Source organism: Citrobacter freundii ATCC 8090 = MTCC 1658 = NBRC 12681, from assembly GCF_011064845.1.
Taxonomy (GTDB): Bacteria; Pseudomonadota; Gammaproteobacteria; order Enterobacterales; family Enterobacteriaceae; genus Citrobacter; species Citrobacter freundii.
Genome location: NZ_CP049015.1, coordinates 3,157,711 through 3,183,809, shown reverse-complemented (window position 1 = coordinate 3,183,809; position 26,099 = coordinate 3,157,711). Strand labels below are relative to the sequence as shown.

Annotated in this window: 26 protein-coding genes and 1 riboswitch; of the genes, 16 read left to right on the top strand and 10 right to left on the bottom strand. The window is 50.1% G+C overall.

Annotated elements, in window-relative coordinates; genetic code table 11:
* Positions 1 to 13: 13 nt before the first annotated feature.
* The 3 genes from G4551_RS15510 to G4551_RS15500 are packed head-to-tail and all read left to right on the top strand — an operon-like array spanning position 14 to position 2,835.
* The gene (locus tag G4551_RS15510; protein WP_032941234.1) at positions 14 to 1,180 is read left to right on the top strand and encodes an ABC transporter permease; all 1,167 of its coding nucleotides are present in this window, start codon (positions 14 to 16) and stop codon (positions 1,178 to 1,180) included.
* On the top strand, positions 1,173 to 2,120 hold the full coding sequence (locus tag G4551_RS15505) for an ABC transporter ATP-binding protein (RefSeq protein ID WP_003840151.1): 948 nt from the start codon (positions 1,173 to 1,175) through the stop codon (positions 2,118 to 2,120). Before G4551_RS15510 ends, G4551_RS15505 begins: the two co-directional genes overlap by 8 nt.
* Entirely contained in the window at positions 2,104 to 2,835 is a 732-nt protein-coding gene (locus G4551_RS15500) for an ABC transporter permease (RefSeq protein WP_003840153.1), read from the top strand. Before G4551_RS15505 ends, G4551_RS15500 begins: the two co-directional genes overlap by 17 nt.
* Here the strand turns inward: G4551_RS15500 and G4551_RS15495 are convergent.
* Positions 2,816 to 2,923, bottom strand: coding sequence for a protein YohO (locus G4551_RS15495; RefSeq protein WP_003027354.1), 108 nt, complete (start codon positions 2,921 to 2,923; stop codon positions 2,816 to 2,818). The two genes, G4551_RS15500 and G4551_RS15495, sit on opposite strands and share 20 nt — an antisense overlap.
* Positions 2,924 to 2,974: 51 nt before the next feature.
* Positions 2,975 to 3,706, bottom strand: coding sequence for an HTH-type transcriptional regulator MlrA (gene mlrA, locus G4551_RS15490; protein ID WP_003027351.1), 732 nt, complete (start codon positions 3,704 to 3,706; stop codon positions 2,975 to 2,977).
* 225 nt (positions 3,707 to 3,931) lie between these two features.
* Here mlrA and G4551_RS15485 point away from each other — a divergent pair, with 225 nt between their 5' ends.
* From G4551_RS15485 to G4551_RS15475, 3 genes are read left to right on the top strand one after another with little or no spacing between them, the layout of a single operon-like run.
* Positions 3,932 to 5,617: a sensor histidine kinase gene (locus G4551_RS15485; RefSeq protein ID WP_003027348.1), complete on the top strand. Its 1,686-nt coding sequence runs from the start codon at positions 3,932 to 3,934 to the stop codon at positions 5,615 to 5,617.
* Positions 5,614 to 6,333 carry a two-component system response regulator BtsR gene (btsR, locus tag G4551_RS15480; RefSeq protein WP_003840155.1) on the top strand — a complete coding sequence of 240 codons (720 nt, stop codon included), beginning with the start codon at positions 5,614 to 5,616 and terminating at the stop codon, positions 6,331 to 6,333. The genes G4551_RS15485 and btsR overlap by 4 nt, the downstream gene beginning before the upstream one ends.
* A 46-nt stretch (positions 6,334 to 6,379) precedes the next feature.
* Entirely contained in the window at positions 6,380 to 6,850 is a 471-nt protein-coding gene (locus G4551_RS15475) for a YehS family protein (RefSeq protein ID WP_003027346.1), read from the top strand.
* A 42-nt stretch (positions 6,851 to 6,892) separates the two neighbouring features.
* Here G4551_RS15475 and G4551_RS15470 read toward each other — a convergent pair whose 3' ends face one another.
* Complete coding sequence (locus G4551_RS15470) at positions 6,893 to 7,351, bottom strand: YehR family lipoprotein (RefSeq protein ID WP_003840158.1); 459 nt, start codon at positions 7,349 to 7,351, stop codon at positions 6,893 to 6,895.
* Positions 7,352 to 7,557: 206 nt separating this feature from the next.
* A complete protein-coding gene (gene metG, locus G4551_RS15465; RefSeq protein WP_003027344.1) occupies positions 7,558 to 9,591 on the bottom strand; it encodes a methionine--tRNA ligase in 2,034 nt (677 codons plus the stop codon).
* Between the two features lie 164 nt (positions 9,592 to 9,755).
* On the opposite strand from metG, the gene apbC reads away from it, so the two are divergent.
* The 6 genes from apbC to G4551_RS15435 all read left to right on the top strand — a co-directional run bounded on the left by apbC (position 9,756) and on the right by G4551_RS15435 (position 16,495).
* Positions 9,756 to 10,865: an iron-sulfur cluster carrier protein ApbC gene (gene apbC / locus G4551_RS15460; RefSeq protein WP_003027343.1), complete on the top strand. Its 1,110-nt coding sequence runs from the start codon at positions 9,756 to 9,758 to the stop codon at positions 10,863 to 10,865.
* A gap of 266 nt (positions 10,866 to 11,131) precedes the next feature.
* The gene (locus G4551_RS15455; RefSeq protein ID WP_003840160.1) at positions 11,132 to 11,413 is read left to right on the top strand and encodes a DUF2574 family protein; all 282 of its coding nucleotides are present in this window, start codon (positions 11,132 to 11,134) and stop codon (positions 11,411 to 11,413) included.
* 275 nt (positions 11,414 to 11,688) lie between these two features.
* Complete coding sequence (locus G4551_RS15450; protein ID WP_003840162.1) at positions 11,689 to 12,231, top strand: fimbrial protein; 543 nt, start codon at positions 11,689 to 11,691, stop codon at positions 12,229 to 12,231.
* Between the two features lie 113 nt (positions 12,232 to 12,344).
* Positions 12,345 to 13,028 carry a fimbria/pilus periplasmic chaperone gene (locus tag G4551_RS15445; protein ID WP_003840164.1) on the top strand — a complete coding sequence of 228 codons (684 nt, stop codon included), beginning with the start codon at positions 12,345 to 12,347 and terminating at the stop codon, positions 13,026 to 13,028.
* 12 nt (positions 13,029 to 13,040) lie between these two features.
* Positions 13,041 to 15,521 carry a fimbrial biogenesis outer membrane usher protein gene (locus G4551_RS15440; protein ID WP_003840166.1) on the top strand — a complete coding sequence of 827 codons (2,481 nt, stop codon included), beginning with the start codon at positions 13,041 to 13,043 and terminating at the stop codon, positions 15,519 to 15,521.
* 8 nt (positions 15,522 to 15,529) lie between these two features.
* The gene (locus G4551_RS15435; RefSeq protein ID WP_080602214.1) at positions 15,530 to 16,495 is read left to right on the top strand and encodes a fimbrial protein; all 966 of its coding nucleotides are present in this window, start codon (positions 15,530 to 15,532) and stop codon (positions 16,493 to 16,495) included.
* Between the two features lie 53 nt (positions 16,496 to 16,548).
* Here the strand turns inward: G4551_RS15435 and G4551_RS15430 are convergent, their stop codons facing one another.
* Positions 16,549 to 16,881, bottom strand: coding sequence for an RcnB family protein (locus G4551_RS15430; protein WP_085951590.1), 333 nt, complete (start codon positions 16,879 to 16,881; stop codon positions 16,549 to 16,551).
* Between the two features lie 234 nt (positions 16,882 to 17,115).
* Positions 17,116 to 17,212, top strand: a riboswitch (TPP riboswitch).
* 31 nt (positions 17,213 to 17,243) lie between these two features.
* On the opposite strand from G4551_RS15430, the gene thiM reads away from it, so the two are divergent.
* The 3 genes from thiM to G4551_RS15415 are packed head-to-tail and all read left to right on the top strand — an operon-like array spanning position 17,244 to position 19,618.
* Entirely contained in the window at positions 17,244 to 18,026 is a 783-nt protein-coding gene (thiM, locus tag G4551_RS15425) for a hydroxyethylthiazole kinase (RefSeq protein WP_003840172.1), read from the top strand.
* A 2-nt stretch (positions 18,027 to 18,028) separates the two neighbouring features.
* Positions 18,029 to 18,829, top strand: a complete 801-nt coding sequence (thiD, locus tag G4551_RS15420) for a bifunctional hydroxymethylpyrimidine kinase/phosphomethylpyrimidine kinase (RefSeq protein ID WP_003027328.1) — start codon at positions 18,029 to 18,031, stop codon at positions 18,827 to 18,829.
* Between the two features lie 42 nt (positions 18,830 to 18,871).
* Positions 18,872 to 19,618, top strand: coding sequence for a GntR family transcriptional regulator (locus tag G4551_RS15415; RefSeq protein WP_003840175.1), 747 nt, complete (start codon positions 18,872 to 18,874; stop codon positions 19,616 to 19,618).
* Here G4551_RS15415 and G4551_RS15410 read toward each other — a convergent pair.
* The 3 genes from G4551_RS15410 to G4551_RS15400 are packed head-to-tail and all read right to left on the bottom strand — an operon-like array spanning position 19,592 to position 22,832.
* On the bottom strand, positions 19,592 to 20,557 hold the full coding sequence (locus G4551_RS15410) for a PfkB family carbohydrate kinase (protein WP_003840177.1): 966 nt from the start codon (positions 20,555 to 20,557) through the stop codon (positions 19,592 to 19,594). The genes G4551_RS15415 and G4551_RS15410 overlap by 27 nt on opposite strands.
* Positions 20,554 to 21,558 carry an ADP-ribosylglycohydrolase family protein gene (locus G4551_RS15405; protein ID WP_003840179.1) on the bottom strand — a complete coding sequence of 335 codons (1,005 nt, stop codon included), beginning with the start codon at positions 21,556 to 21,558 and terminating at the stop codon, positions 20,554 to 20,556. Before G4551_RS15405 ends, G4551_RS15410 begins: the two co-directional genes overlap by 4 nt.
* Entirely contained in the window at positions 21,555 to 22,832 is a 1,278-nt protein-coding gene (locus G4551_RS15400) for a nucleoside permease (RefSeq protein WP_003840181.1), read from the bottom strand. The genes G4551_RS15405 and G4551_RS15400 overlap by 4 nt, the downstream gene beginning before the upstream one ends.
* A 252-nt stretch (positions 22,833 to 23,084) precedes the next feature.
* On the opposite strand from G4551_RS15400, the gene fbaB reads away from it, so the two are divergent.
* On the top strand, positions 23,085 to 24,137 hold the full coding sequence (gene fbaB, locus G4551_RS15395) for a class I fructose-bisphosphate aldolase (protein ID WP_003027312.1): 1,053 nt from the start codon (positions 23,085 to 23,087) through the stop codon (positions 24,135 to 24,137).
* A 22-nt stretch (positions 24,138 to 24,159) separates the two neighbouring features.
* Here fbaB and yegS read toward each other — a convergent pair whose 3' ends face one another.
* Together yegS and artJ are read right to left on the bottom strand one after the other, a co-directional pair.
* Positions 24,160 to 25,059, bottom strand: coding sequence for a lipid kinase YegS (yegS, locus tag G4551_RS15390; protein ID WP_003840183.1), 900 nt, complete (start codon positions 25,057 to 25,059; stop codon positions 24,160 to 24,162).
* Between the two features lie 132 nt (positions 25,060 to 25,191).
* The gene (gene artJ, locus G4551_RS15385) at positions 25,192 to 25,923 is read right to left on the bottom strand and encodes an arginine ABC transporter substrate-binding protein ArtJ (protein ID WP_003834417.1); all 732 of its coding nucleotides are present in this window, start codon (positions 25,921 to 25,923) and stop codon (positions 25,192 to 25,194) included.
* Positions 25,924 to 26,099: the final 176 nt, after the last annotated feature.

Here is a 26,099-nt window from a genome sequence, read left to right as displayed (position 1 = left end):
GCGTTTGCAGCGGGTGGGTGTTTTGTCGAATATTTCAGTCAATCGGGTGCTGTTGTTGCTGGTGCTTCTTACTTTCGCGGCGGCAGCGCTGCCTTTCATTAGCTATGCCCCTAATCGTCTGGTGTCCGGCGAAGGTCGTCAACTCTGGGATATCAGCTCCGACACGGCATGGGGATTGGCGGTGGCCTGTTTGCTGCTGTGTCTTCTGAGCGTTGTACCGGGAAGGTCCGGTAATATATTGGCGCTTATCGTTTGCCAACTGTTGGTGATCGCCGCGCTGGTAACCGCAGGTACAACGGCAACGTATCTGGCGAAGACAGGGAGTCCGCTGGCCAGAACTAGTCTGGGCAGTGGATTCTGGTTGGGCGTGGGGCTGATGCTGCTGGCCGCCAGTGACGCTATTCGTCGCATCACCGCTCAGGCACTGTGGCGTTGGGCGCTGCATGCTCAAATATTCATTGTGCCGCTGGTGCTTTTGTTCTCCGGCACGTTTAACGATCTTTCTCTGCTTAAAGAATATGTCAACCGCCAGGATGTCTTCAACGACGCGCTGGCGCAACATTTGACGATTCTGTTTGCTACCGTGGTGCCCGCGCTGCTTATTGGTGTGCCACTGGGCATCTGGTGTGCTTTCTCTGTCACCCGTCAGGGGCCGGTATTTGCACTACTGAATATCATCCAGACCATTCCCTCCGTCGCGCTGTTTGGCCTGTTAATTGCGCCGCTTGCCGGGTTGGTGAAGCACTTTCCTTTATTGGGCAAGTTCGGTGTCGCGGGAACCGGTATGACGCCTGCGCTTATTGCGTTGGTGCTGTATGCGTTGTTACCGCTGGTACGTGGCGTTGTGGCTGGGTTGAATCAGGTACCGCGGGATGTACTGGAAAGCGCTCGAGCGATGGGAATGAACACTTTCCAGCGATTTGTCTCGGTGCAGTTCCCGCTGGCATTGCCGGTCTTCTTACGCAGTTTACGGGTAGTGATGGTGCAAACCGTGGGAATGGCGGTGATTGCTGCGCTGATTGGAGCAGGGGGATTTGGCGCGCTGGTCTTTCAGGGATTGCTCAGTAGCGCCGTCGATTTAGTGCTGTTGGGCGTGATCCCAGTCGTTGTGCTGGCAGTGTTGATTGATGCGCTGTTTGATTTAGGTCTCGCGCTGCTAAAGGTATCGAATAATGATTGAATTTCGCCACGTCAGTAAAACCTATGGTCAGCAAAAAGCCGTTGATGACCTTAACCTGCATTTAGGGGAGGGCAGCTTTTCGGTGTTAATCGGCACGTCAGGTTCGGGGAAGTCCACCACGCTAAAGATGATCAATCGGCTGGTTGAACACGACAGCGGGCAGATCCGCTTTGCCGGAGAAGAAATTCGTAGCCTGCCGGTGCTGGAGCTACGACGGCGCATGGGGTACGCGATTCAGTCTATTGGCTTGTTTCCCCACTGGACCGTCGCGCAGAACATCGCCACCGTACCGCAACTGCAAAAGTGGTCGCGCTCACGTATTGATGACCGAACAGATGAACTGATGGCGCTGCTGGGTCTTGAGGAAAGTTTGCGCCACCGTTATCCGCATCAGCTTTCCGGCGGACAGCAGCAGCGGGTCGGGGTTGCGCGTGCGTTGGCGGCGGATCCGCAGGTGCTATTGATGGATGAGCCTTTTGGCGCGCTGGACCCGGTCACCCGCGGTGCGCTGCAGCAGGAGATGACGCGTATTCACCGTTTGTTGGGGCGTACCATTGTGTTAGTGACGCATGATATCGACGAGGCGCTAAGACTGGCGGAACATTTGGTGCTGATGGATGCAGGAAAGGTCGTGCAGCAAGGCACGCCGCTGTCGATGCTCACTGCGCCAGCGAATGATTTCGTACAAACCTTTTTTGGCCGCAGTGAACTGGGCGTACGTCTGTTGTCGCTGCGTACGGTAGGCGATTTTATCCGTCGAGGAGAACACTCAGACGGCGAGCCGCTGGTGGATGAGATGACGCTTCGTGATGCGTTATCGGTGTTCGTGGCGCGCGGTTGCGACGTTTTACCTGTCGTGACGCTGCAGGGGGTACCCTGCGGAACGCTCCATTTTCGCGATTTGCTTTCGGAGATGCCGACCCGTGAAACGTCTTGCTGATCCACTGCTGTGGCTTGTTACGTTGTTTCTGATCCTGTTGGTTGGATTGCCTCACAGTCAGACCCTGTTTAGTTCGCTGTTTCCTGAGCTGCCACGTCCCGTGTATCAGCAGGAAAGTTTTACGGCGCTGGCTTTGAGCCATTTTACACTGGTGGGGATCTCAAGCCTTATCGCCGTATTGATTGGCGTTGGGGCGGGAATTGCGGTAACCCGGCCCTGGGGCGCGGAATTCAGGCCGATAGTGGAAACGATTGCCGCCGTGGGGCAGACCTTTCCGCCAGTTGCAGTGTTGGCGATCGCCGTACCAGTGATGGGGTTTGGTCCTGAACCGGCAATTATTGCGCTGATCCTGTATGGGGTATTACCGATCTTGCAGGCAACCCTGGCGGGACTCGGCGGTATTTCTCCCAGCGTGATTGAGGTAGCCAGCGGAATGGGCATGAGTCAGGGGCAGCGGCTGCGTAAAGTAGAGTTACCGCTGGCGGCCCCGGTTATTCTGGCCGGGATTCGCACGTCGGTGATTATTAATATAGGCACCGCAACCATCGCCTCAACCGTTGGAGCGAACACGCTGGGTACGCCGATTATTATCGGGCTGAGTGGGTTCAATACCGCCTATGTAATTCAGGGGGCGCTGTTGGTCGCGCTGGCAGCGGTAATTGTTGACCGCGGTTTTGAGAAATTAGCGAGACATCTTACCCGGCACGTAAAATAAAGGTATAACCTGCCAGCATGACACCGCCGATACCGCCGATGGCCATCAGCAGGAAGAGGGTAATGACACCGATTTTAGCTGCGCTCATTATGCACTCCTTATGTGAATTCAAGGATTGTACACGTTTGTTAATAGAATATTAAATACCGAGTGGATAAATATCGTGACCCAACGCGCGCCATTCATTCAGCTGTTGTTGCTGAGCGGGCGTTTGGTTCTCGCCGCACCAGACAAGCAAGGTGCGACCTTCAAACAGCTCCGGTCGCAGTTGGTTCAGCGAATGGGCAAGGACGTCAATGCGCCACCCCTGCTGGCTGGCGACCCAACCTTCCAGCCATAAGCGGGTCGTATCCTGAATGTTCCAGCCAACCACCAGAGCATCTTTGCCCTGTTTCTTGCGTGCTGAGGCAAGACAAATCGCGATGTAGTTGATCAGTACGCCGTCGAGGATCCCCAGTAACGCCTGGAGGATCGGCTGCTGACATTGCAGACGTCGGCGTAACGGAATGAATAAATGGGTGTTGAGCGTTTGTGCGGGATAATCCTGACCACGCTCTTTGATCCACAGTCTGAGGCTATGCAGATTATTACTTTGCAAATAGCTCAACAGCGTCTCTTGTTGTTCACGCCAACCGTTATGCACATCAATGCTCTCATTGCTGAGCAACATTTTAACCTTGCTGACCTGGACACCGTTGTTGATCCAGCGTTTTATCTCACGGATCCTGTCGATATCCGCGTCGTTAAACAGGCGATGTCCGCCGTCTGTCCGTTGCGGTTTCAGTAATCCGTAACGCCTCTGCCACGCACGTAAAGTGACAGGGTTGATATCACAAAGCAAAGCCACTTCACCTATTGTGTAAAGCGCCATCGTCGTCTCACTTATGCTTGCGAGGTCCCAGTTTTACTTTAGACGCTCTTTTGCGAACCAGGTAGTTTTGTCTGTTTTTTGATCAATAAATGGGTGAGTTTGTAGTCATGCTCGCGCTTTCGAGTGATCGTTCTCACAAATTCCTTTTTTTTTGCAACACTTCAAAGAAAGTTACGCGCAGCCCATGTATGTTACGCGCTTTTAAGAGATGTGTGGTTGGCGGGTATGTACGAGTTTAATCTGGTGTTGCTGCTGCTTCAGCAGATGTGCGTGTTTCTCGTTATCGCGTGGCTCATGAGCAAAACGCGTTTGTTTATTCCGCTGATGCAGGTGACTATCCGGCTGCCGCACAAACTGCTTTGCTACGTTACCTTTTCCATTTTCTGCATTTTGGGCACCTATTTCGGGCTGCACATTGATGACTCCATTGCGAATACTCGCGCTATTGGTGCGGTAATGGGCGGACTGCTTGGCGGCCCTGTGGTTGGCGGCTTAGTCGGTCTGACCGGTGGTTTACATCGTTATTCAATGGGCGGAATGACGGCGCTTAGCTGCATGATCTCGACCATTGTGGAAGGGTTGCTCGGCGGACTGGTGCACAGCGTGCTCACCCGTCGTGGTCGTACCGATAAAGTATTCAGCCCGCTGACGGCGGGCGCCATTACCTTTGTTGCTGAACTGGTGCAGATGTTGATCATCTTATTGATCGCCAGGCCGTTTGATGATGCCTATCGACTGGTCAGCAATATTGCCGCACCTATGATGGTGACCAATACCGTCGGCGCCGCCTTATTTATGCGTATTTTGCTCGATAAACGGGCGATGTTTGAAAAATATACCTCCGCTTTTTCCGCCACCGCGCTCAAAGTTGCCGCTTCAACGGAAGGGATTTTGCGCCAGGGGTTCAACGAGGTTAACAGCATGAAGGTTGCTCAGGTGCTGTATGAAGAGCTGGATATCGGTGCGGTGGCGATTACCGATCGTGAGAAACTGCTGGCATTTACCGGTATTGGTGACGACCATCATCTGCCGGGCAAACCTATCTCTTCCTCGTACACCCAGCGGGCGATTGAAACCGGAGAGGTGGTTTATGCTGACGGCAATGAAGTCCCTTATCGCTGCTCTTTGCATCCGCAATGCAAATTAGGTTCGACGCTGGTGATCCCCTTGCGGGGTGAAAACCAGCGGGTGATGGGGACCATCAAACTGTATGAAGCCAAAAACCGCCTCTTTAGCTCGATCAACCGCACGTTGGGGGAAGGGATCGCCCAACTGCTTTCGGCGCAGATCCTGGCCGGGCAGTATGAGCGGCAAAAAGCGATGCTCACGCAGTCGGAAATAAAACTCCTGCACGCCCAGGTCAATCCCCATTTTCTGTTTAATGCGCTCAACACCATCAAAGCCGTGATCCGACGTGATAGCGAGCAGGCCAGCCAACTGGTGCAGTATCTGTCGACGTTCTTTCGTAAAAATTTAAAACGCCCGTCGGAAATTGTGACGCTGGCCGATGAAATTGAACACGTTAATGCTTATCTGCAAATTGAAAAGGCACGGTTCCAATCGCGTCTTCAGGTGACCTTGACGGTGCCAGAAGAACTTTCGCATCAGCAATTACCCGCTTTTACTCTGCAACCCATCGTGGAGAATGCTATCAAACACGGTACTTCTCAGTTATTAGATACCGGTGAAGTATCGATTACCGCCCGTCGAGAAGGGCAATATCTGATGCTGGATATCGAAGACAATGCCGGGCTGTATCAGCCAACATCAGAAGCCAGTGGACTGGGTATGAATCTGGTCGATAAACGACTGCGCGAGCGGTTTGGCGATGATTTTGGCATTAGCGTAGCGTGTGAACCTGACCGCTTTACCCGAATCACTTTACGACTTCCTCTGGAGGAACTGGCATGATCAAAGTGCTAATTGTCGATGACGAACCGTTAGCCCGGGAGAATCTGCGGATCCTGTTGCAGGAGCAAAGCGACATCGAGATTGTCGGCGAATGTTCGAATGCGGTGGAAGCCATTGGCGCGGTACATAAATTGCGTCCGGATGTTCTGTTCCTTGATATTCAGATGCCGCGAATCAGCGGCCTGGAAATGGTTGGCATGCTTGATCCCGAGCATCGTCCGTACATTGTTTTTCTGACCGCCTTTGATGAGTATGCGGTGAAAGCCTTTGAAGAACATGCGTTTGATTATCTGCTCAAGCCGATCGAAGAAGCTCGGCTGGAAAAAACGCTGATCCGTTTGCGTCAGGAGCGCACGAAGCAGGATGTATCACTCCTGCCAGAAAATCAGCAGGCGCTGAAGTTTATTCCGTGCAGCGGTCACAGCCGAATTTATTTGTTGCAAATGGATGACGTGGCGTTTATCAGCAGCCGTATGAGTGGCGTATATGTGACCAGCAGTGATGGTAAAGAAGGCTTCACTGAGCTGACGCTCAGGACGCTGGAGAGCCGTACTCCTCTGCTGCGTTGTCATAGACAATATCTGGTAAATATGGCGCAATTGCAGGAGATCCGTCTGGAAGACAACGGCCAGGCGGAACTGATTTTGCGTAACGGGCTGACCGTTCCGGTGAGTCGTCGTTATCTTAAAAGTCTAAAAGAGGCGATTGGACTGTAAAACTGATACACTGCGCGCCATTGCATCACCGACTGTTGAAGGCTCTATGCTAAGTAACGATATTCTTCGTAGCCTGCGCTACACCCTGAAAGCGAACAATAACGACATGGTGCGTATTCTTGCGCTTGCTGACATGGAATCCATCTCCGCAAATTTCGATACCTGGACGACAAAAGAAGATGAAGACGGGTTTGTTCGCTGCCCGGATATCATTCTCTCCGGTTTTTTAAACGGTCTGATTTATCATCTGCGTGGTAAAGATGATTCTGCACCGGAACTGGCGCTTGAGCGTCGTGTTAACAATAATACGGTGCTGAAAAAACTGCGTATCGCTTTTTCACTGAAAACCGATGATATTCTGGCAATTATGACCGAGCAGAAATTCCGTGTGTCGATGCCGGAAATTACCGCCATGATGCGCGCGCCGGACCATAAGAATTATCGCGAATGCGGCGATCAGTTCCTGCGTTATTTTCTGCGTGGTTTAACGTCGCGAGAGCATAAAAAGAAAGCGTAAAGCAGCGCTGGCGACCACGATCAAAATCGGGTCGCCGATGCTTTACTTCACTTCTTTAAAACCCGCCGATTCCATTACCGTTTGCATTTGCTTCATGCTGATGTTTTTATCGGCGTTTTCAGATAGTTTCATCCCTGAAATGGCCTGCAACGCTTTTATATCAACTTTTTCCATATCGATAGTGACATTTTCTTGCGCGTAGGTATCTGAATAGGTGAGTTTTTCTTCTATACCAGTAATGTTTTGATATTTGGCGCTTAATGCGTCGAATACTTTTGCTGCTTCTTCTTTATTGCTGGCACCGACTGACGCATAGCTGATTTTACTTTCAGAGATTTGCTTCAGGACCTTATCACCTTTATAGGTGTAAGAGACAGTGATATCCGAACCGTTGAGGTTGGCATTAAATGTTTTTGTCTCTACTTTATCACCGCATCCTGCCAGGGAAAAAAACACAACCGATACCACGGCGAGAGTGAAAAATTTATGTAACGCTTTCATGTAAAACTCCATTTCATGAATATCGGATGTTAAACAATAACCTCCACGAATCTGGTAAGCCCGGACTATCTTGATCCCAGTGCAGTATAGAATAAATCTAATATTAACAACTGAGCAGTCCGAAAATGGATTAAGGGTTAAGATTAGAGGAAGCACTCACGTAGCAAAAAAAAAGCGCTGCGGTTGCAGCGCTTGAGATACTTGACTTACTTCACCTGTTGGCCTGGTTTTGCACCTTCATCCGGGCTTAACAGGAAGATATCTTTCCCGCCAGGACCTGCGGCCATTACCATCCCTTCAGAAATGCCGAAGCGCATCTTACGAGGAGCCAGGTTAGCAACCATAATGGTCTGGCGGCCAATCAGGGTTTGTGGATCCGGATACGCAGAACGAATACCAGAGAAGACGTTTCGTTTCTCACCACCGAGATCCAGCGTCAGACGCAGCAGTTTGTCGGAACCTTCCACGAATTCGGCGTTTTCAATCAACGCTACGCGCAGGTCAACTTTGGCGAAATCGTCAAAGGTGATGGTTTCCTGAATCGGGTCATCCGCCAGCGGACCGGTTACTGGTGCGGCAGCGGCTTTCACTTCTTCTTTCGACGCTTCCACCAGCGCTTCAACTTGTTTCATGTCGATGCGATTGTACAGCGCTTTAAAGGTGTTGACCTTGTGACCGAGCAGTGGCTGCTCAATGGCATCCCAGCTCAGTTCGCAGTTAAGGAACGCTTCCACACGTTCAGCAAGCGTTGGCAGAACCGGCTTCAGGTAGGTCATCAGCACACGGAACAGGTTAATGCCCATGGAGCAAATTGCCTGCAGGTCGGCATCGCGGCCTTCCTGTTTAGCCACAACCCACGGTGCTTGTTCGTCAACGTAGCGGTTTGCAACGTCGGCCAACGCCATGATTTCACGAATAGCTTTACCAAATTCACGGCTTTCCCATGCTTCGCCGATCGCTGCTGCGGCGTCGGTGAAGGTTTTATACAGCGCCGGGTCGGCCAGCTCAGTCGCCAGAATGCCGTCAAAACGCTTAGCAATAAAGCCTGCATTACGGGATGCCAGGTTGACTACTTTGTTGACGATATCGGCATTAACGCGCTGGACAAAGTCCTCCAGGTTCAGGTCGATGTCATCAATACGTGAAGATAGTTTTGCCGTGTAGTAATAGCGCAGACTGTCGGCATCGAAGTGCTTCAGCCAGGTGCTTGCCTTAATGAAGGTGCCACGAGATTTAGACATCTTCGCGCCGTTCACCGTCACATAACCGTGGACGAACAGGTTGGTCGGCTTACGGAAGTTACTGCCTTCCAGCATGGCAGGCCAGAACAGGCTGTGGAAGTAAACGATATCCTTACCGATGAAGTGATACAGCTCGGCGTCGGAATCTTTCTTCCAGTATTCATCAAAGCTGGTGGTGTCACCGCGCTTATCGCACAGGTTTTTGAATGAACCCATATAGCCAATTGGCGCGTCCAGCCAGACGTAGAAGTATTTGCCAGGCGCATTCGGGATTTCAAAACCGAAGTACGGGGAATCGCGGGAAATATCCCACTGTTGCAGGCCGGATTCGAACCATTCCTGCATTTTGTTGGCGACCTGCTCCTGTAACGCGCCGCTGCGCGTCCACGCCTGCAGCATTTCGCTGAATGACGGCAGATCAAAGAAGAAGTGTTCGGAGTCACGCATCACCGGCGTCGCGCCAGACACAACGGATTTCGGCTCGATAAGTTCGGTCGGGCTGTAGGTTGCGCCGCAGACTTCACAGTTATCGCCGTACTGATCCGGAGACTTACATTTCGGGCAGGTGCCTTTAACAAAACGATCCGGCAGGAACATGCCTTTTTCCGGATCGTAAAGCTGGGAGATTGTACGGTTCTTAATAAAACCGTTTTCCTTCAGGCGCGTGTAAATCAGCTCAGACAGCTCACGGTTCTCTTCGCTGTGCGTCGAGTGGTAGTTGTCATAGCTGATGTCAAAACCTGCAAAATCAGTCTGATGCTCCTGACTCATTTCACCGATCATCTGCTCTGGCGTGATCCCAAGCTGCTGTGCTTTCAGCATGATTGGCGTACCGTGTGCGTCGTCCGCGCAGATGAAGTTAACCTGGTGGCCGCGCATTCGCTGGTAACGGACCCAGACATCAGCCTGGATGTGCTCCAGCATATGGCCGAGGTGGATTGAGCCGTTGGCGTACGGCAGCGCGCACGTTACCAGAATTTTCTTCGCGACTTGAGTCATAGTGGGCAATTACTTCTTTTGTAGTGAAAAGGGCTTTGATAGTACCAAAATGGTAATTACTGCGCCAAGCGATAAGGGCATTTATCCGTAAATGAATAATTGTTGCGGTTGGAGTAAACTACCTGGTGACTATTGTATATTCAGAACAACAAAAAGGAGTCGGGATGAACGCACAATCCCAGGCCAAATCACCAGAGACCCTGCGCGCCATGGTTGCCGGGACGCTGGCGAATTTTCAGCATTCAACCCTGAAGCATAATCTGACGACGCTTAAAGCGTTGCACCACGTCGCCTGGATGGATGACACGTTGCACGTTGAGCTGGTCATGCCGTTCGTTTGGCATAGCGCGTTTGAGGACTTAAAAGAGCAATGTAGCGCCGATCTGCTGCGTATTACCGGCGCGAAAGCGATCGACTGGAAACTGTCGCATAACATCGCGACGCTGAAACGCGTGAAAAACCAGCCAGGTATTAATGGTGTGAAAAACATCATCGCCGTCAGTTCAGGTAAAGGTGGAGTGGGTAAATCCTCTACCGCCGTGAACCTGGCGCTGGCGCTGGCTGCAGAAGGGGCGAAGGTGGGGATTCTGGACGCCGATATTTATGGTCCGTCTATCCCGACAATGCTTGGCGCGGAAAACCAGCGTCCAACCTCGCCAGATGGTACCCACATGGCGCCGATCATGTCTCATGGTCTGGCAACGAACTCCATTGGTTATCTGGTCACTGACGATAACGCGATGGTGTGGCGCGGCCCGATGGCCAGTAAAGCGCTGTTGCAGATGTTGCAGGAAACCTTATGGCCGGATCTTGATTATCTGGTACTGGATATGCCGCCGGGCACTGGTGACATCCAGTTGACGCTGGCGCAGAACATTCCGGTAACGGGCGCGGTTGTTGTCACTACGCCGCAGGACATCGCGCTGATCGATGCGAAAAAAGGCATTGTGATGTTCGAAAAAGTCGAAGTGCCGGTATTGGGTATTGTTGAGAATATGAGTATGCATATTTGCAGCAATTGCGGTCACCATGAGCCAATCTTTGGCACCGGCGGCGCGCAGAAACTGGCCGAGCAGTACCACACCCAACTGCTGGGACAAATGCCGCTGCATATTTCTCTGCGTGAAGACCTCGATCGCGGTACGCCGACGGTTATCAGCCGTCCAGACAGCGAATTTACCGCCATTTACCGCGACCTTGCAGGGCGTGTGGCGGCACAGCTGTATTGGCAGGGAGAAGTTATTCCGGGCGAAATTGCTTTTCGCGCAGTGTAATTTATCGCATTAAATATTATTCACCACATTAATGATATATTAATGTGGTGAATGTGTGGAGTGAAAAATCGTCGCAATATTGTTTATTCTGCCTGTAAAATCCATATCTTTTTCCGAATAATTGGCCTCAATGCATCATTTGAATTGATCAAATCTATCTCATTAATCTACAATCTCAATTGGTTTTAGCGAGGCAGTTAATCCATAATTTACTGGAAGGGCAGCTTGTATACTGTATCCCAACCAATACAGGAATAATGAACGTAATGAAGAAAATTTTATTCTTGGGAGTTATTACTCTGGCTTATGGAATGAGTACTTCTGTTTTCGCCACCGATACTGCTACCTTGAATATCAATGGGCGAGTAACTGAACCCACCTGTAGCGCTGATGTTGTAAATAACGAAGTGCAGCAACGCTGTGGCAATGCCGTTTCCTTTTCAAACGTCAAAGAGGGTTTTTCCAATCTCCAGAAAGGCGCGGTAACTGAAATTGTTACTGTGCCCGGTGACGCTACACGACAGATTTTACTCACGCGTTACGACTAACAGACTTTTTTATCAACCACACATCGATATGATGAATGATGTGTGGTTGGATATTCCCCCAGAAAATCCTACCCAGACAATTAATTTAGTGAATTTATTAATTTCAAAAATAATACAGAACTAAATTTATTTGCCGAAATTATATTGCACTTTGCAACTTGTTTTAAATCAACAAAACAACGTGTTTACATTGCGGTAACGTTTCTGATGTGCGAATTTAAATTCAAGAGTTAGTCCTCTTAACAAATAGAAATTATTTTATTAAGGAAGATATTATGAAACGTTCAATTATTTCTGCTGCTGTGCTGTCTGCTGTATTTATGAGCGCTGGGGCTTTTGCTGCTGATACCGAAACAGGACAATTAACAATTACAGGGAAAGTAACAGGGGCACCATGTACATTTGAAGCAGATGGGGGCTCTGTAAGTATAAATATGCCTACTGTACCAACCAGTGTTTTTTCAGGATTGCCTATATATTCAACGTATAACGATGCAGTTGGTGTGACCAGTGATGTGCTTAAAATTAAATGTAATGGCGATACGACCGGTCTTAAGCTTTCGTTAATTAGTGGAGGTAAAATCACTGGTAATGATAAAGCAGTTAAAAGTGGTAATGACACTGTAGGTTATTATTTGTATTTAGGCACAGAAACTAAGGAACTTGATGTATCTAAACCATTAGATATTTCAAGTTATAAAACTACCGAAGGGAATTATTCAATACCTTTTAGTGCTAAATACTTGAAGTTAACCAATAATGATGTTGTCGCTGGTGATGTTATTTCAAATTTAGTCCTGCGCGTTTCTGAAGATTAATTTTATGTCGGCGGCATTGCCGCCGACATTTTTATCACTTCGCTAAGGATGACAGTTATTATTACGCAGCTCATAGACTGTAGAGAATAAACTTAAGTATAAGAGGCATCAAAATGAAAGGACTCGCAGTCATACTCATTGCATCTATAGTCCTGCCTGCGCATGCGGGAATTGTGATCTACGGTACTCGCATTATCTACCCTGCGGAAAAAAATGAAGTGTTGGTGCAACTGATGAACCAGGGAGGACGTTCTTCGCTTGTACAGTCATGGATTGATGATGGTGATACATCTCTACCGCCAGAAAAGATTAAGGTCCCGTTTTTGTTAACGCCTCCAGTGGTTAAAGTGGCCGGGGATTCAGGCCAGCAGATTAAAATCAAAAAAATGCCGAATATGCTGCCTGACAACAAAGAAAGCTTGTTTTTTCTCAATGTGCTGGATATTCCACCAAACAATATTGATAACGCAGGAAAGAATGTACTCAAGTTCGCGATGCAGAATAGGATTAAACTATTTTATCGACCTAAAGGTATCTCATCAGTTAATAAAGGTACATTTCAGAAACTGTCCATGAAACGTAGCGGTAGTATTTATTCCATTAAGAATGATGCCGCTAACTGGATCACGGTGACGGAAGTAAAAGCTAATAATGTTAAAATAAATAACGAAACTATTATGCTTGCACCGCTCTCCAGTGCAGATGTGACATTAAAAAGTGCTAATGCCAATCAGTATAAAATAACCATTATTGACGATCACGGTAATTATATTAGCGATAACGTCAGCCTAAAATAACAGGAGCTGATTATGTTAAGGATGACACCGATTGCTTCGGCGATATTACTATTATTGCTCGGCATTGATGCCCATGCTGGAGAGGAAACTTTTGATACAAATTTTATGATGGGCGGAATGAAAGGCGAGAAAGTTTCTGATTTTCGCTTCGATGATAATCAACCACTGCCTGGCCCATATGACATTGACATCTACGTCAATAAACAGTGGCGTGGAAAGTATGAAATTACTGTTAAGGATAATCCGGATGACACCTGTTTATCCCGTGATGCATTAACCCGTCTGGGGATAAATATACAGGCGTTGGACAAGCAGAATGAATGCCCAACCTTGAAGCAGGCGGTGCAAGGGGGCAGTTATGCCTGGAATATCGGCACGTTTCGCCTGGATCTCAGCGTTCCGCAGGCCTATGTCGATGAACTTGAGCAAGGGTATGTTCCTCCGGAAAACTGGGATCGCGGCATCAATGCCTTCTATACCTCGTACTATGCCAGCCAGTATTACAGCGACTATAAGAATTCTGGTAACAGCAAAAGTACCTATGCGCGTTTTACCAGTGGGTTAAACCTGCTGGGCTGGCAACTGCATTCCGATGCCAGCTATAACAAAACCGATGACAGCAGCGGGGAGTGGAAAAGCAACACCCTGTATCTGGAACGCGGCATCCCGCAAATTCTCGGTACTCTGCGTGCCGGGGATATGTATACCTCATCAGATATTTTTGATGCAGTACGCTTTCGCGGCGTACGGTTGTATCGCGATATGCAGATGCTGCCGAACTCAAAGCAGAATTTTACGCCGCTGGTTCAGGGGATTGCGCAAAGCAACGCGCTGGTCACCATCGAACAGAACGGTTTTGTCGTTTATCAGAAAGAGGTTCCACCAGGCCCGTTCTCTATTGCTGATTTGCAGTTGGCTGGTGGTGGTGCGGATCTTGACGTGAGTGTCAAAGAGGCTGACGGTTCAGTCACCACCTATCTGGTGCCGTACGCTGCGGTGCCCAATATGCTGCAGCCGGGAGTCTCAAAATATGATTTTGCCGCTGGGCGTAGCCATATTGAAGGCGCCAGCAACCAGACTGACTTTGCACAGATGAGTTATCAGTATGGGCTGAATAATTTGTTAACGCTGTATGGCGGCACTATGCTGGCAGATAACTACAATGCGTTTACATTGGGTACCGGCTGGAATACGCGTATCGGCGCGATTTCTGTCGATGCGACGCAATCGCACAGTAAGCAGGATAGCGGTGATGTGTTTGACGGTCAGAGCTACCAGATTGCCTATAACAAGTATTTGACGCAAACCGCCACCCGTTTTGGCCTGGCGGCGTATCGCTACTCGTCACGAGATTATCGAACGTTTAACGATCACGTCTGGGCAAATAATAAAGACAGCTATCATCGTGATGAAAATGATGTGTACGACATCGCGGATTATTACCAGAACGATTTTGGTCGTAAGAACAGCTTTTCGGCCAACGTGAGCCAATCTATGCCGCAAGGTTGGGGTTCATTCTCGTTCAGTACGCTGTGGCGCGATTATTGGGGGCGTAGCGGTAACAGTAAAGATTATCAGTTGAGTTATTCCAATAGCTGGCAACGGATTAGCTATACCTTTTCAGCCAGTCAGACATACGACGAGGATCATCACGAAGATAAGCGTTTTAACGTTTTTATCTCCATTCCGTTCGATTGGGGAGATGATATAAGCACTCCACGTAGACATTTGTATATGTCTAACTCAACGACCTTTGATGATGATGGTTTTGCGTCAAATAATACCGGGCTTTCCGGTACTGCGGGCAGTCGCGATCAGTTTAACTATGGGGTGAATCTCAGTCATCAACGACAGAACAGCGAAACAACGGCAGGCGGCAATCTGACGTGGAATGCGCCAGTTGCTACGCTTAACGGCAGCTATAGCCAGTCGTCTAAATATACGCAAACTGGCGGCAGTATTTCAGGTGGCCTTGTGGCCTGGTCTGGTGGCGTGAATTTAGCCAACCGGCTGTCAGAAACGTTTGCGGTAATGCATGCGCCGGGGCTGGAAGGGGCCTATGTTAACGGGCAAAAATACCTCACCACTAACCGTAATGGCGTGGTGGTCTACGATGGACTTACGCCTTATCGCGAAAACCACCTGATGCTGGATGTTTCCAATACTAATAGTGAAACCGATTTGCAAGGGAATCGACATAATACAGCCCCATATCGGGGAGCGGTCGTGCTGGCGAGATTTGATACCGACCAGCGTAAACCGTGGTATATCCGGGCACTGCGTCCTGATGGTTCACCGCTAACGTTTGGTTATGAAGTTGAGGATATCCACGGGCACAATATCGGGGTGGTCGGTCAGGGAAGTCAACTCTTTATTCGCACTAATGAAGTGCCATCAGAAATAAAAGTGGCGGTCGATAAACAACAGGGACTTTCATGCGCAATCACTTTCGGCAAAACGATTGATGAAAGTAAAGTTTATATTTGTCGGTGAGGGAAAGAATGATGAATAAAGTTATATTCTTTACATCTCTGTTGTTTTTTTCAACATTTTCATATGGTAGTTGTAAAGACGGTATATTTCAATCGAAAACAGATACCAAAAGTTATAATGTGGAATTTCAACCTAAAAACTTGCAAGCAGAAGGTAAGATAAATTTGTCTTTTGTCGAACCTTTTACCTGTTATGCAGGCGACGAAAAAATGCTTTTCCAAAGTCAGCTCGATAAGAAAGTATTCAGTATTGGAGGTCCCCAGGGTATAAAGTTCAAAATTTATTTTGATGTTGGTGAGTCCTTTAGTGATATATTTAGAAACAATACGCGTTACCCGGCATCAGCTATAAATAAAGAGTTGCTAGTTAAGATGGAATATTTGCCGCAAACAGCATCAGTTGATGAAAATATACAAGGCGATTCAGTTTTGATAAATAATGCGTTTACGATTTCATCAGATAAATGCACATGGTTCCTTTTTTGGTGTATTAGTACCAGTGCTAATAAATATGTTGGTAACTTAACGGTTAATATCGTTCATCGTGCCACTACATGTGATTTCTCAAGTGCTATCTATTTTATTCAAATGGATGATATCACAACAAAGGAATTGCTGGCTGGAGAAACCAAAAGAAGTCAACCAAAAAATATTGTTTTAAACTGTAATGGTATATTTGGAGCAACAAGCAACCCAGTGTCACTTTCTGTTACAGACGGTGATTGGGGGCCGTCAGGTGGTATTTTAATGAATAATAATGGTAATGGCGCTCAAAATGTTGGGTTCAAAATATATAATGATTCTACTAATGCAAGATTGTCTAAAGGAGATCGTTTGTTATCCTTGAGTAAATACTCGAAAATTGATTCACAATATATATTCCCTGTTTCCGCAGAGTATGCACGAACAAATGATAATATTCCAACTGCAGGGGCTGTGGATAGCAAGGTTATATTTAAAATAACTTATCAATAAGAGTTATTGATAGCATTTGTATTCACCTCCTCTTTTAGAGGAGGTGAATACTTTTACCGGTGATAAAAAATCTCGCCATCGTAAGCTTTAATGATCTTAGCATCGGCATTATTGACCAGCACATACGCGCCGCCCATGTAGGTCCAGTGGGTGCCTGCCGTCGGCGCGGGCAGATTGCGTAGATTCCACTGTTTAATGGTGTATTCTTCGGTGAGATACAGTGGTGGGACCTTGTCACCGGGTTTGAAATGGGTGAAGTCAGCAATAAAGCTGCTCAGTTCATATTTATCGATACCGGTGGGGACAGCTGTTGCGGTTGGCGCGGCCCAGACGACGCTGCTTGCAAGCAGAAGTGCACCCAGCAACATTTTATTCTTCATACCCATCCTCTCTACCTCTTCGGGTCATCAAAATCAGTCATGTATCATTCCTGGCATACCGGATGTCTGACAAGCACTATTTTGTGATCACTCCAGTCATTTCGTAAAAAGTGTAAATGAAAGTACAGAATTGCAGCAACCTTGACCAGTAGTTTCACTGTGAGGGCGGGTAGTACGCCAATTTACATCGCTAAGCACAGGCAGTATCCTGTTACTGAAACCAGCATATTACGTTTGTGTTTCAACGACTCGGGGTGCCCTTCCTGGTGAAGGCTGAGAAATACCCGTACCACCTGATCTGGATAATGCCAGCGTAGGGAAGTCTGACACTGCCCGTGTCCCTTCTTCGCGCGGGCAGGAGCTGAACCATGCAGCCTGACCTGCACAGCCGCGCGCTCGCGGCTCACACTTTGCACCAATTTAGAACCCTATCCCCGCTCACACACTGTATGACCAATGAGGTCGTGCAAAGCTTTACTGCCAATACATTACTGGCACTGGGCGCATCGCCGGCGATGGTGATCGAACCTGAAGAAGCCAGCCAATTCGCCGCTATTGCCAGTGCATTGCTGGTTAATGTCGGCACCTTAACTCAGGAGCGGGCCACGGCGATGCGCGCCGCCGTTGAGCGGGCTTATCATGCTAAAACCCCGTGGACGCTCGATCCCGTTGCCGTAGGCGCGCTTGAGTTTCGCCGCCGCTTTTGTCTGGATTTACTGTCGCTACAGCCTGCTGCTATTCGTGGCAACGCTTCGGAAATACTTGCTCTCGCCGGCATGAACGGTGGGGGACGCGGCGTGGATACAACCGATACAGCTGTCGCTGCGCTTCCGGCAGCGCAGGCGCTGGCTCGTCAGATTGGGACCATTGTCGTGGTTACCGGCGAAGTGGATTACGTCACCGATGGTCAGCGTACCGTTGACGTGGACGGCGGCGACCCGTTAATGACTTGCGTGGTGGGCACCGGATGCGCGCTATCAGCGGTTGTTGCAGCCAGTTGTGCCTTGCGTGGTGACCGACTTGATAACGTCGCCTCCGCTTGTAGCTGGATGAAACAGGCCGGGCAAATTGCCACCGAGCAATCAAACGGACCGGGCAGCTTTGTCCCGGCATTTCTCGACGCCCTCTATAACCTGAACGCCCAGGAGTAAGCATGAAACGGATTAACGCATTAACGATCGCCGGAACCGATCCAAGCGGTGGCGCGGGTATTCAGGCCGATTTAAAAACCTTCTCGGCGCTGGGCGCATACGGCTGTTCCGTTATTACGGCGTTGGTGGCGCAAAATACGCGCGGGGTGCAGTCGGTGTATCGTATTGAACCTGACTTTGTCGCTGCGCAGCTGGACTCTGTGTTGAGTGATGTGCGTATCGACACCACAAAAATTGGTATGTTGGCGGAGACGGATATTGTTGAAGCGGTCGCCGAACGTTTGCGTCGCCATCGGGTACAAAATGTGGTGCTGGACACGGTGATGTTGGCAAAAAGCGGCGATCCGTTGCTGTCACCCTCCGCGGTAGAAACGCTGCGTACCCGTTTGCTGCCACAGGTTTCGATTATCACCCCTAATTTACCCGAAGCTGCTGCACTGCTCGGGGCATCGCATGCGCAGACTGAGCAGGAGATGTTAGAGCAGGGAAGAGCGCTACGGGCGCTGGGTTGCGAGGCGGTGTTGATGAAGGGCGGTCATCTGGATGACGCGCAAAGCCCCGATTGGCTCTTTACTCGCGAAGGCGAGCAGCGTTTTACCGCGCCGAGGGTGATGACCAAAAATACCCATGGCACCGGTTGTACGCTATCGGCGGCGTTGGCAGCCCTGCGTCCGCGCCATAACAACTGGGCCGATACCGTACAGGAAGCCAAACTGTGGCTTTCAGCGGCGCTGGCACAGGCAGACACGCTGGAAGTTGGCGAGGGAATTGGTCCGGTGCATCATTTTCACGCGTGGTGGTAATGGGTATACTGGCTGCAGAAACGGCGGCCAGGGAAAAGATAAATGGAACAAGCGCATACCCAGCTTATCGCACAACTGAATGAACGTATTTCAGCGGCGGATAACACGCCGCTGTATATGAAATTTGCGCAGACGGTGAAGAATGCTGTGCGCAGTGGGATCCTGGAACACGGCAATATCCTGCCCGGCGAGCGCGACCTCAGCCAGTTGACCGGCGTTTCTCGGATTACGGTACGCAAGGCGATGCAGGCCCTGGAAGAAGAGGGGGTAGTAACACGTGCCCGCGGTTACGGAACGCAAATCAACAATATCTTCGAGTATTCGCTCAAAGAAGCGCGCGGTTTTTCTCAGCAGGTGGTGTTGCGCGGTAAAAAACCGGATACGTTGTGGGTTAACAAAAGAATTGTACCTTGCCCGGAAGAGGTGGCACAGCAGTTGGCAGTTGTCAGAGGAAGTGATGTCTTTCTGCTCAAACGCATTCGTTACGTTGACGAAGACGCAGTATCTATTGAAGAGTCTTGGGTACCCGCACATCTAATTCATGATGTGGATGCCATTGGTGTTTCTCTGTATGACTATTTTCGTAGCCAGCATATTTTCCCACAGCGTACGCGCTCACGCGTTAGCGCCAGAATGCCGGATGCAGAGTTCCAGGCGCACATTCAAATGGATAGTAAAGTGCCGATACTGGTGATCAAGCAGGTAGCGCTTGACCAGCAGCAACGGCCTATTGAATACAGCATCAGTTACTGTCGTAGCGATCTATACGTTTTTGTGTGCGAGGAGTAGCGCCTCGCGTGATGGGGCGCAATCGCCGCCACGATGCCCAACTACCCAGGACGCCACCGCGTTACCTAACAGCACTGAGTCGGCCAGCGTCCAGCCAGACGCTAGTCCGGCCAGCATGCCGCCGGCATGGCTGTCTCCTGCGCCGATAGTATCAATGACCGCCGTTGCAAATGCCGGTACGCAGCCGGATGTCTGTGCGCTGAAATACCATGCGCCGTCTTTATCCTGACGCACTACCACCGGTGCGGTGAAACGCTGCACCCATTCTGCGCCAAAACCTTCCACATCCTGACTCAATGCAAATCGCTCGGCAGCAATTTCCGCCTCCTGACGATTAAGTGACACCAGCGGACGGCAGGCCATAATTCGTACCAGTAAGGGCTCGGGAATGTCGCCGATGCGCGGGCCAAAATCGATAAACGGTGTCACCTCTTCCAGTCCTTCCAGCCACTGCACCAGCAATTCACCGCACGGGGACGCTAGCTGATAACCCGAGAGATACACCAGGCTATGACGCGGGATATCCAGCTGTGCCAGCCAGGCGGCATTCCACTGATTCTCAACGCCGCTAAAGGACATAAAGGTACGTTCGCCATCCGGTTCCACCAGCGCCAGACACCAGCCGTTATCGCCTTCGGCGTTGTCGATCAGGCTGTGCAGCCCCTCTTTTGCCATCCGATTGCGGATAATGTCGGCCCACACCCCCTGACCCAGCGGTAACGCATTACTGGCGTCGATACCTAAACGCTTGAGCGCTACGGCAATATTGAGTGCGCAGCCGCCAACGTTCACGCCTTGCTGTTTGAGTTCGATATCACAGCCTCGCCAGGGGAGGGCATACGCATCGGCAATGACATCAATCACCGCTGCACCCACCACCGTTACTGGCCGCTGTGTACGTAACTGCGAGAGAAGTTGTTGCAGGCGCATGGTGCTCATAGCGCCTCCCGCTGCTCACGCAGTCGTATTAACCCGTTGGCGTAGCGGGTAAAGTCCAGCTCATTAACCGCATCCAACTCCTGCTTCAATGCCGGGTCAATCGCGTCGACGCCGCGCAGCGCGCCACAAATGGCGGTTGCCATCGCTCCGATGGTATCGGTATCGCCGCCGAGGTTCGCGCACAGAATGGCGCAGCGGTTGGGATCGGTCTGCGCCAGTTCGACCATCGCGATGGCGCAAGGCACAGACTCAATGGTGCTGGTTCCTGCCCCCACAACCTGATACAACTGCTCGCTGGCGGACTCAATGCCGTCGGCGTTACGGACGATTTTCAGCGCCAGTTCAAGGCGTGCACAAAGCGATGCGCTAAAGGTGGTGATTCGTTTTTGCTGCGCGTGCAGGGCAATGGCAGGTAGTGCGTCGACAATCTCCGACCATGTTCCTCCGTCGATGGCGCGAGATACCGCCCACGCGACGACAACGGCTCCCGCGATAGCCAGATCCGATTTATGCGTCGGGCTGGAGGCCAGTGCCACATCATCGATAAAGGCATCAAGATTGCGGGCGGGTAGCAGGCATCCCAGTGGCGAAACGCGCATTGCCGCACCGTTGGTCACGCCATTATTCTCCAGTTCGGCGACAGGTTTGCCGTCGCGAATGGCTTTGAGCGCAATTTTTGAGGTCGGGCCGAGCACGTTTTTATTAAAGGCATCAAAACGCTCTGCCCAGGCCAGAATATTGCGACCAATAACGTCGGGTACAATCTCTCCGTCGCACTCAAGCAGGGCATCTGCCAGACACAGCGCCATAGACGTGTCATCAGTAAACTCTGCCTGGTTAAAGTAGCAGGCGGCATTATTTTCCGCCGGACCAGGCAAAAAACTGTCGATCCAACCGAAATGGGCTTTAACCCGGGTTCTTGGCCACAGTTCCGACGGCATGCCCATCGCATCCCCTAACGCCTGCCCATAAAGAGCACCGAGAATACGTTCTGCTTTCATTTTACTTCCCCTTGTTTCAACGCTACATCGCGATCGTCCACCTTAATGGCGGTGATTTCTTTGTCAGATTCGCGAAAGAAAATCATAAACATCACGGCAATGACGGCAATCATGATCGCGCCAAATCCCCACATGCCAGCCCAGTTAAAGGTGAGACCATTAACCGGTTCCTGGTAAGCAAACATTTTTTCCATCATCACGCCGCCCAGACGGTAACCGAGCAGGCTGCCGAATCCCTGACAGCAGAGGGTGATAAGCCCTTGCGCTGCGGTGCGCATGTGAACCGGCGCTTTTTTATCGACATAGATGTAGGCCGTGACGTAATAGAAGTCGTAACTGACACCGTGCAGCAGAATGCCGAGAAACAGCAGGGCGTAAGTGAAATATTCTTCCGCACCACCGTAAACGAAAAATCCGTAGCGGATCGCCGCAGTAATAAGACCAAGCAATAATACCTTTTTAATGCCAAAACGTTTGGTGAAAAACGGTAGTGCCAGCATAAAGAATATTTCAGAGAACTGGCCCAGCGTCATCCAACCGGTGGCGTTTTTCATTCCGACTTCTGTCAGGTAGCCGTTGGCGAAGATGTAATAGAACGCCAGTGGCATCGCAAACAGGAAAGAGCAAAAGAAAAAGACGAGGAAATTTTTATCGCGCAGCAGGATCAGCGCATCCAGACCCAGCATAACTTTGAAATCCATTTTGCCGGTACTTTTTGGCGGCGTATCCGGTAAGAAGAACGCAAAGACGCCCAACAGTGCAGAGCTTCCGGCAGTGATCAGCAGAGGAATATTGGTGGGTGAAATGTCGCTATAGCCAAGCATTTGCGGTAAGAAACCGCAGGCCAAACCAGAGGCAATCCAGCCGATGGTTCCCATCACTCGGATGCGCGGGAAATCACGCTCAACGTCCGGTACGTTGGCAAAAGCAATACTGTTAGTCAGCGCAATCGTCGGCATATAGGTCAACGAATAGGCCAGTAACAGCGGGAAGAATCCGCTGAAGGTGGTTTGCTGGGCGGCGAAGTACATCAGAATAGCGCCGACGAACATCAACACCGCCAGCACTTTTTGCGCGGAGAAAAAGCGGTCAGTGATTGAACCGACCAGAATGGGCGACAGGATCGCGGCGATCGCGGTACAAGCGTAGGACCAGCCGATCTCCCCTGCGCTAAAGCCGCTTTTACTCAGCCACAGCCACAGCGGTACAAACCAGGCGCCCCAGATAAACCACTCTACAAACATCATGAACGACAGCTTAACTGTAGTTTTCATCTTTAAATCCTTCATGACAGGTAAGGTACGCATTGATAGTACCATCAGGTAATACCTTTAAAATACCTTTGAGGTCTAAATTTGACCGCCTTAACATTATTTCTTCCTGAATCGAGCCAGCAGAAGTTGCTGAAAAGTGCGCTAAAGATGGAAAAAAAGCGCAGTCGGTACCAGGCTTAATGCTGCCCGCAAAAAGGCGGGTCAGGACAATCCACATTCCGGTTTCAAATCGGAAATTACGGGAGCATAGCTATGACTGATATTGCGCAGTTGCTTGGCAAAGACGCCGACAACCTTTTACAGCATCGTTGTATGACCATTCCTTCTGATCAACTTTACCTGCCTGGACATGATTACGTCGACCGTGTGATGGTGGATAACAACCGGCCGCCTGCCGTGCTGCGTAATATGCAGACGCTGTATAACACGGGTCGACTGGCCGGGACAGGGTATCTGTCGATTCTACCGGTGGACCAGGGGGTAGAGCACTCCGCTGGCGCATCGTTTGCGGCTAACCCGCTGTACTTTGATCCGAAGAATATTGTGGAGCTGGCTATCGAAGCAGGGTGTAACTGCGTGGCATCGACCTATGGCGTGCTGGCTTCTGTCTCCCGTCGCTACGCGCACCGCATTCCGTTCCTCGTTAAAATTAACCACAACGAAACGCTGAGTTATCCGAATACGTTCGACCAGACGCTGTATGCCAGCGTAGAGCAGGCGTTCAATATGGGCGCGGTTGCGGTAGGGGCAACCATCTATTTCGGTTCTGAGGAATCTCGCCGCCAGATTGAGGAGATTTCGGCCGCGTTTGAGCGCGCCCATGAGCTGGGTATGGTTACCGTGTTGTGGGCGTATCTGCGTAACTCCGCGTTTAAAAAAGATGGCGTGGATTACCATGTTTCTGCCGATCTTACCGGACAGGCTAACCATCTGGCTGCCACTATCGGAGCGGATATCGTTAAGCAGAAAATGGCGGAAAATAACGGTGGGTATAAAGCGGTTAATTTTGGCTACACCGACGATCGCGTCTACACCAAGTTGACCAGCGAGAATCCAATTGACCTGGTACGTTATCAACTGGCGAACTGTTATATGGGGCGCGCCGGGTTAATTAACTCCGGCGGCGCGGCTGGCGGCGAAACCGATCTCAGTGATGCGGTACGTACGGCGGTGATTAACAAACGAGCAGGCGGCATGGGGCTGATTCTTGGACGCAAAGCATTCAAGAAAACCATGGCCGACGGCGTTAAGCTGATTAACGCCGTGCAGGATGTTTATCTGGACAGCAAAGTTACCATCGCCTGATTACAGCCGGGGTGTCGTTGTGTTAGCGCAACAGTGGACAACCCGGCGGCAGTCTGCAACGTAACGCCTCAGGCAGGATTTCAATATGAAACTCCTGTCCGCTGAGCGGTTCGCCGTCAAGATTAAAGGTAATTTCGTGTGGGGCGCGGATATCAAACCACGATGATGCGCCCTCGATGATGTTAGGGTTGTCTTCGGATTGCGTTAACGCCGAAAGCAGCCCTGGCAACAGTTCTTCGCCGGTAAAAATGCGCAGTTGCAACAGACCATCGTTGATCAGCGCCGTTGGGCAAAGCTGTTGCCCGCCTCCAGCCTGACGACCATTACCGATACCAATCACCAGCGCCTTACCTTGCCAGTGAAAATCTTCCCCGCGAATATCGCAGACGTCGGGTTTGAGCGTATCCATGCGCATTAATCCGTGGATAAAGTATGATACGCCACCCAACGCAGCTTTGAGTTTTTCCGGCGTTTCGGTAGTGATACGTGTGCCGAAGCCGCCGGTCGCCATGTTGATAAAACAGGTTTTATCATTGACCTGCACCATATCGATCGCTGTCGCATTTGCGGCGATAGCCAGCTTTAACGCCTTATCAAGGTCGTCGGGTATCCCCACGCTGGTGGCAAAATCATTTGCCGTTCCCAACGGTAAAATACCCAGCGCCGGAATATTGCCGCCCTGCGACTGGATCAGCGCCGTCGAAACTTCGTTGATGGTGCCGTCGCCGCCGCCGGCAATCACCGTTTCAACGCCTAGCTGACGAGCTTCATTAACGTAGCGTTGGGCATCGCCTTTTTCCCAGGTCACGCGAACATGGATTTCCACGCCTTCATCGCGAAGCTTCGCAATGGCATCACGCAGGGGGAGATTATCAGCACTTTTTCCATTGAGGATCAGTAAACTGGCAGGGAACGCTATCATCCGTTTGCCTCACTTTTTTTTCGTTTTAACAAGTGTATGCCAGGAAAGTGTTTATGGCGTAAGAACTGACTGAAAGCGCAGGCGAAGAGATAAAAAAAGCCGCAGAGCGCGGCTTTTCAGATTGGGCAGACGTTACTGCGGGAACCACTGATCGCTGATTTTCTTGTACGTGCCGTCAGCTTTGATTGCCGCCAGCGCGCTGTTCAGTTTTTCCAGCAGGGCTTTGTTATCCGGGCGAACCGCGATGCCAAGGCCAGTACCGAAGTATTGCGGGTCGGTTACTTTGTCAGTGGCTACGCCTAACTGCGGGTTGGTTTTCAGCCACTCGTTAACCACAGCAGTATCGCCAAATACGCCATCAATACGGCCATTTTTCAGGTCGATAATCGCATTCTGATAGCTATCGTAGGCCACGGTTTTCACCTCAGGATGTTTATCCTGCAGGTATTTCTGATGGGTGGTGCCGTTTTCCATACCGATGCGCTTACCTTTCAGGTCGGCAAAGGTTTTATAGGTGTCTTTTTTCGCAATCACCAGCGCGGAGTTGGCATAGTAAGGCTGAGTAAATGCAACCTGCTTGCTACGCTCAGGTGTGATATCCATTCCGGAAATAACCGCATCATATTTCTTGAATTTCAGCGCGGGGATCAGGCTATCGAAAGCGTGATTGGTGAAAGTACATTCTGCCTGCATTTGTTTGCACAGCGCCGTTGCTAGGTCGATGTCAAAACCGACAATTTTATTGCTGGCGTCCAGTGATTCAAATGGCGGATACGTGGCTGATACACCGAAACTAATTTTATCAGCAGCTGAGGCGCCAGCGGCGAAAGTAGCAAGTAATGCGGCCAGTACTAACTTTTTCATGGTGGAACTCCCATCTGTCAATCTTATGATTATTTACCGTGTCTGCGGCGTGGATTAACAATGCCATTTAATGAATTTGTATGCAATAAAAATGATTAAATATTTTTAATGGCATAAAAAAAGACGGACAATTTAGGTTGTTGTCCGTCTTTATTATTTTGCTTTATGCATATTTG

What these genes read in the sequence shown, in the direction of transcription:
- G4551_RS15505 (WP_003840151.1), top strand. Translation starts at nt 1,173, where the DNA reads ATGATTGAATTTCGCCACGTCAGTAAAACCTATGGTCAGCAAAAAGCC.
- G4551_RS15495 (WP_003027354.1), bottom strand. Translation starts at nt 2,923, where the DNA reads ATGAGCGCAGCTAAAATCGGTGTCATTACCCTCTTCCTGCTGATGGCC.
- mlrA (WP_003027351.1), bottom strand. Translation starts at nt 3,706, where the DNA reads ATGGCGCTTTACACAATAGGTGAAGTGGCTTTGCTTTGTGATATCAAC.
- G4551_RS15485 (WP_003027348.1), top strand. Translation starts at nt 3,932, where the DNA reads ATGTACGAGTTTAATCTGGTGTTGCTGCTGCTTCAGCAGATGTGCGTG.
- btsR (WP_003840155.1), top strand. Translation starts at nt 5,614, where the DNA reads ATGATCAAAGTGCTAATTGTCGATGACGAACCGTTAGCCCGGGAGAAT.
- G4551_RS15475 (WP_003027346.1), top strand. Translation starts at nt 6,380, where the DNA reads ATGCTAAGTAACGATATTCTTCGTAGCCTGCGCTACACCCTGAAAGCG.
- G4551_RS15470 (WP_003840158.1), bottom strand. Translation starts at nt 7,351, where the DNA reads ATGAAAGCGTTACATAAATTTTTCACTCTCGCCGTGGTATCGGTTGTG.
- metG (WP_003027344.1), bottom strand. Translation starts at nt 9,591, where the DNA reads ATGACTCAAGTCGCGAAGAAAATTCTGGTAACGTGCGCGCTGCCGTAC.
- apbC (WP_003027343.1), top strand. Translation starts at nt 9,756, where the DNA reads ATGAACGCACAATCCCAGGCCAAATCACCAGAGACCCTGCGCGCCATG.
- G4551_RS15455 (WP_003840160.1), top strand. Translation starts at nt 11,132, where the DNA reads ATGAAGAAAATTTTATTCTTGGGAGTTATTACTCTGGCTTATGGAATG.
- G4551_RS15450 (WP_003840162.1), top strand. Translation starts at nt 11,689, where the DNA reads ATGAAACGTTCAATTATTTCTGCTGCTGTGCTGTCTGCTGTATTTATG.
- G4551_RS15445 (WP_003840164.1), top strand. Translation starts at nt 12,345, where the DNA reads ATGAAAGGACTCGCAGTCATACTCATTGCATCTATAGTCCTGCCTGCG.
- G4551_RS15440 (WP_003840166.1), top strand. Translation starts at nt 13,041, where the DNA reads ATGTTAAGGATGACACCGATTGCTTCGGCGATATTACTATTATTGCTC.
- G4551_RS15435 (WP_080602214.1), top strand. Translation starts at nt 15,530, where the DNA reads ATGATGAATAAAGTTATATTCTTTACATCTCTGTTGTTTTTTTCAACA.
- G4551_RS15430 (WP_085951590.1), bottom strand. Translation starts at nt 16,881, where the DNA reads ATGGGTATGAAGAATAAAATGTTGCTGGGTGCACTTCTGCTTGCAAGC.
- thiM (WP_003840172.1), top strand. Translation starts at nt 17,244, where the DNA reads ATGCAGCCTGACCTGCACAGCCGCGCGCTCGCGGCTCACACTTTGCAC.
- thiD (WP_003027328.1), top strand. Translation starts at nt 18,029, where the DNA reads ATGAAACGGATTAACGCATTAACGATCGCCGGAACCGATCCAAGCGGT.
- G4551_RS15415 (WP_003840175.1), top strand. Translation starts at nt 18,872, where the DNA reads ATGGAACAAGCGCATACCCAGCTTATCGCACAACTGAATGAACGTATT.
- G4551_RS15410 (WP_003840177.1), bottom strand. Translation starts at nt 20,557, where the DNA reads ATGAGCACCATGCGCCTGCAACAACTTCTCTCGCAGTTACGTACACAG.
- G4551_RS15405 (WP_003840179.1), bottom strand. Translation starts at nt 21,558, where the DNA reads ATGAAAGCAGAACGTATTCTCGGTGCTCTTTATGGGCAGGCGTTAGGG.
- G4551_RS15400 (WP_003840181.1), bottom strand. Translation starts at nt 22,832, where the DNA reads ATGAAAACTACAGTTAAGCTGTCGTTCATGATGTTTGTAGAGTGGTTT.
- fbaB (WP_003027312.1), top strand. Translation starts at nt 23,085, where the DNA reads ATGACTGATATTGCGCAGTTGCTTGGCAAAGACGCCGACAACCTTTTA.
- yegS (WP_003840183.1), bottom strand. Translation starts at nt 25,059, where the DNA reads ATGATAGCGTTCCCTGCCAGTTTACTGATCCTCAATGGAAAAAGTGCT.
- artJ (WP_003834417.1), bottom strand. Translation starts at nt 25,923, where the DNA reads ATGAAAAAGTTAGTACTGGCCGCATTACTTGCTACTTTCGCCGCTGGC.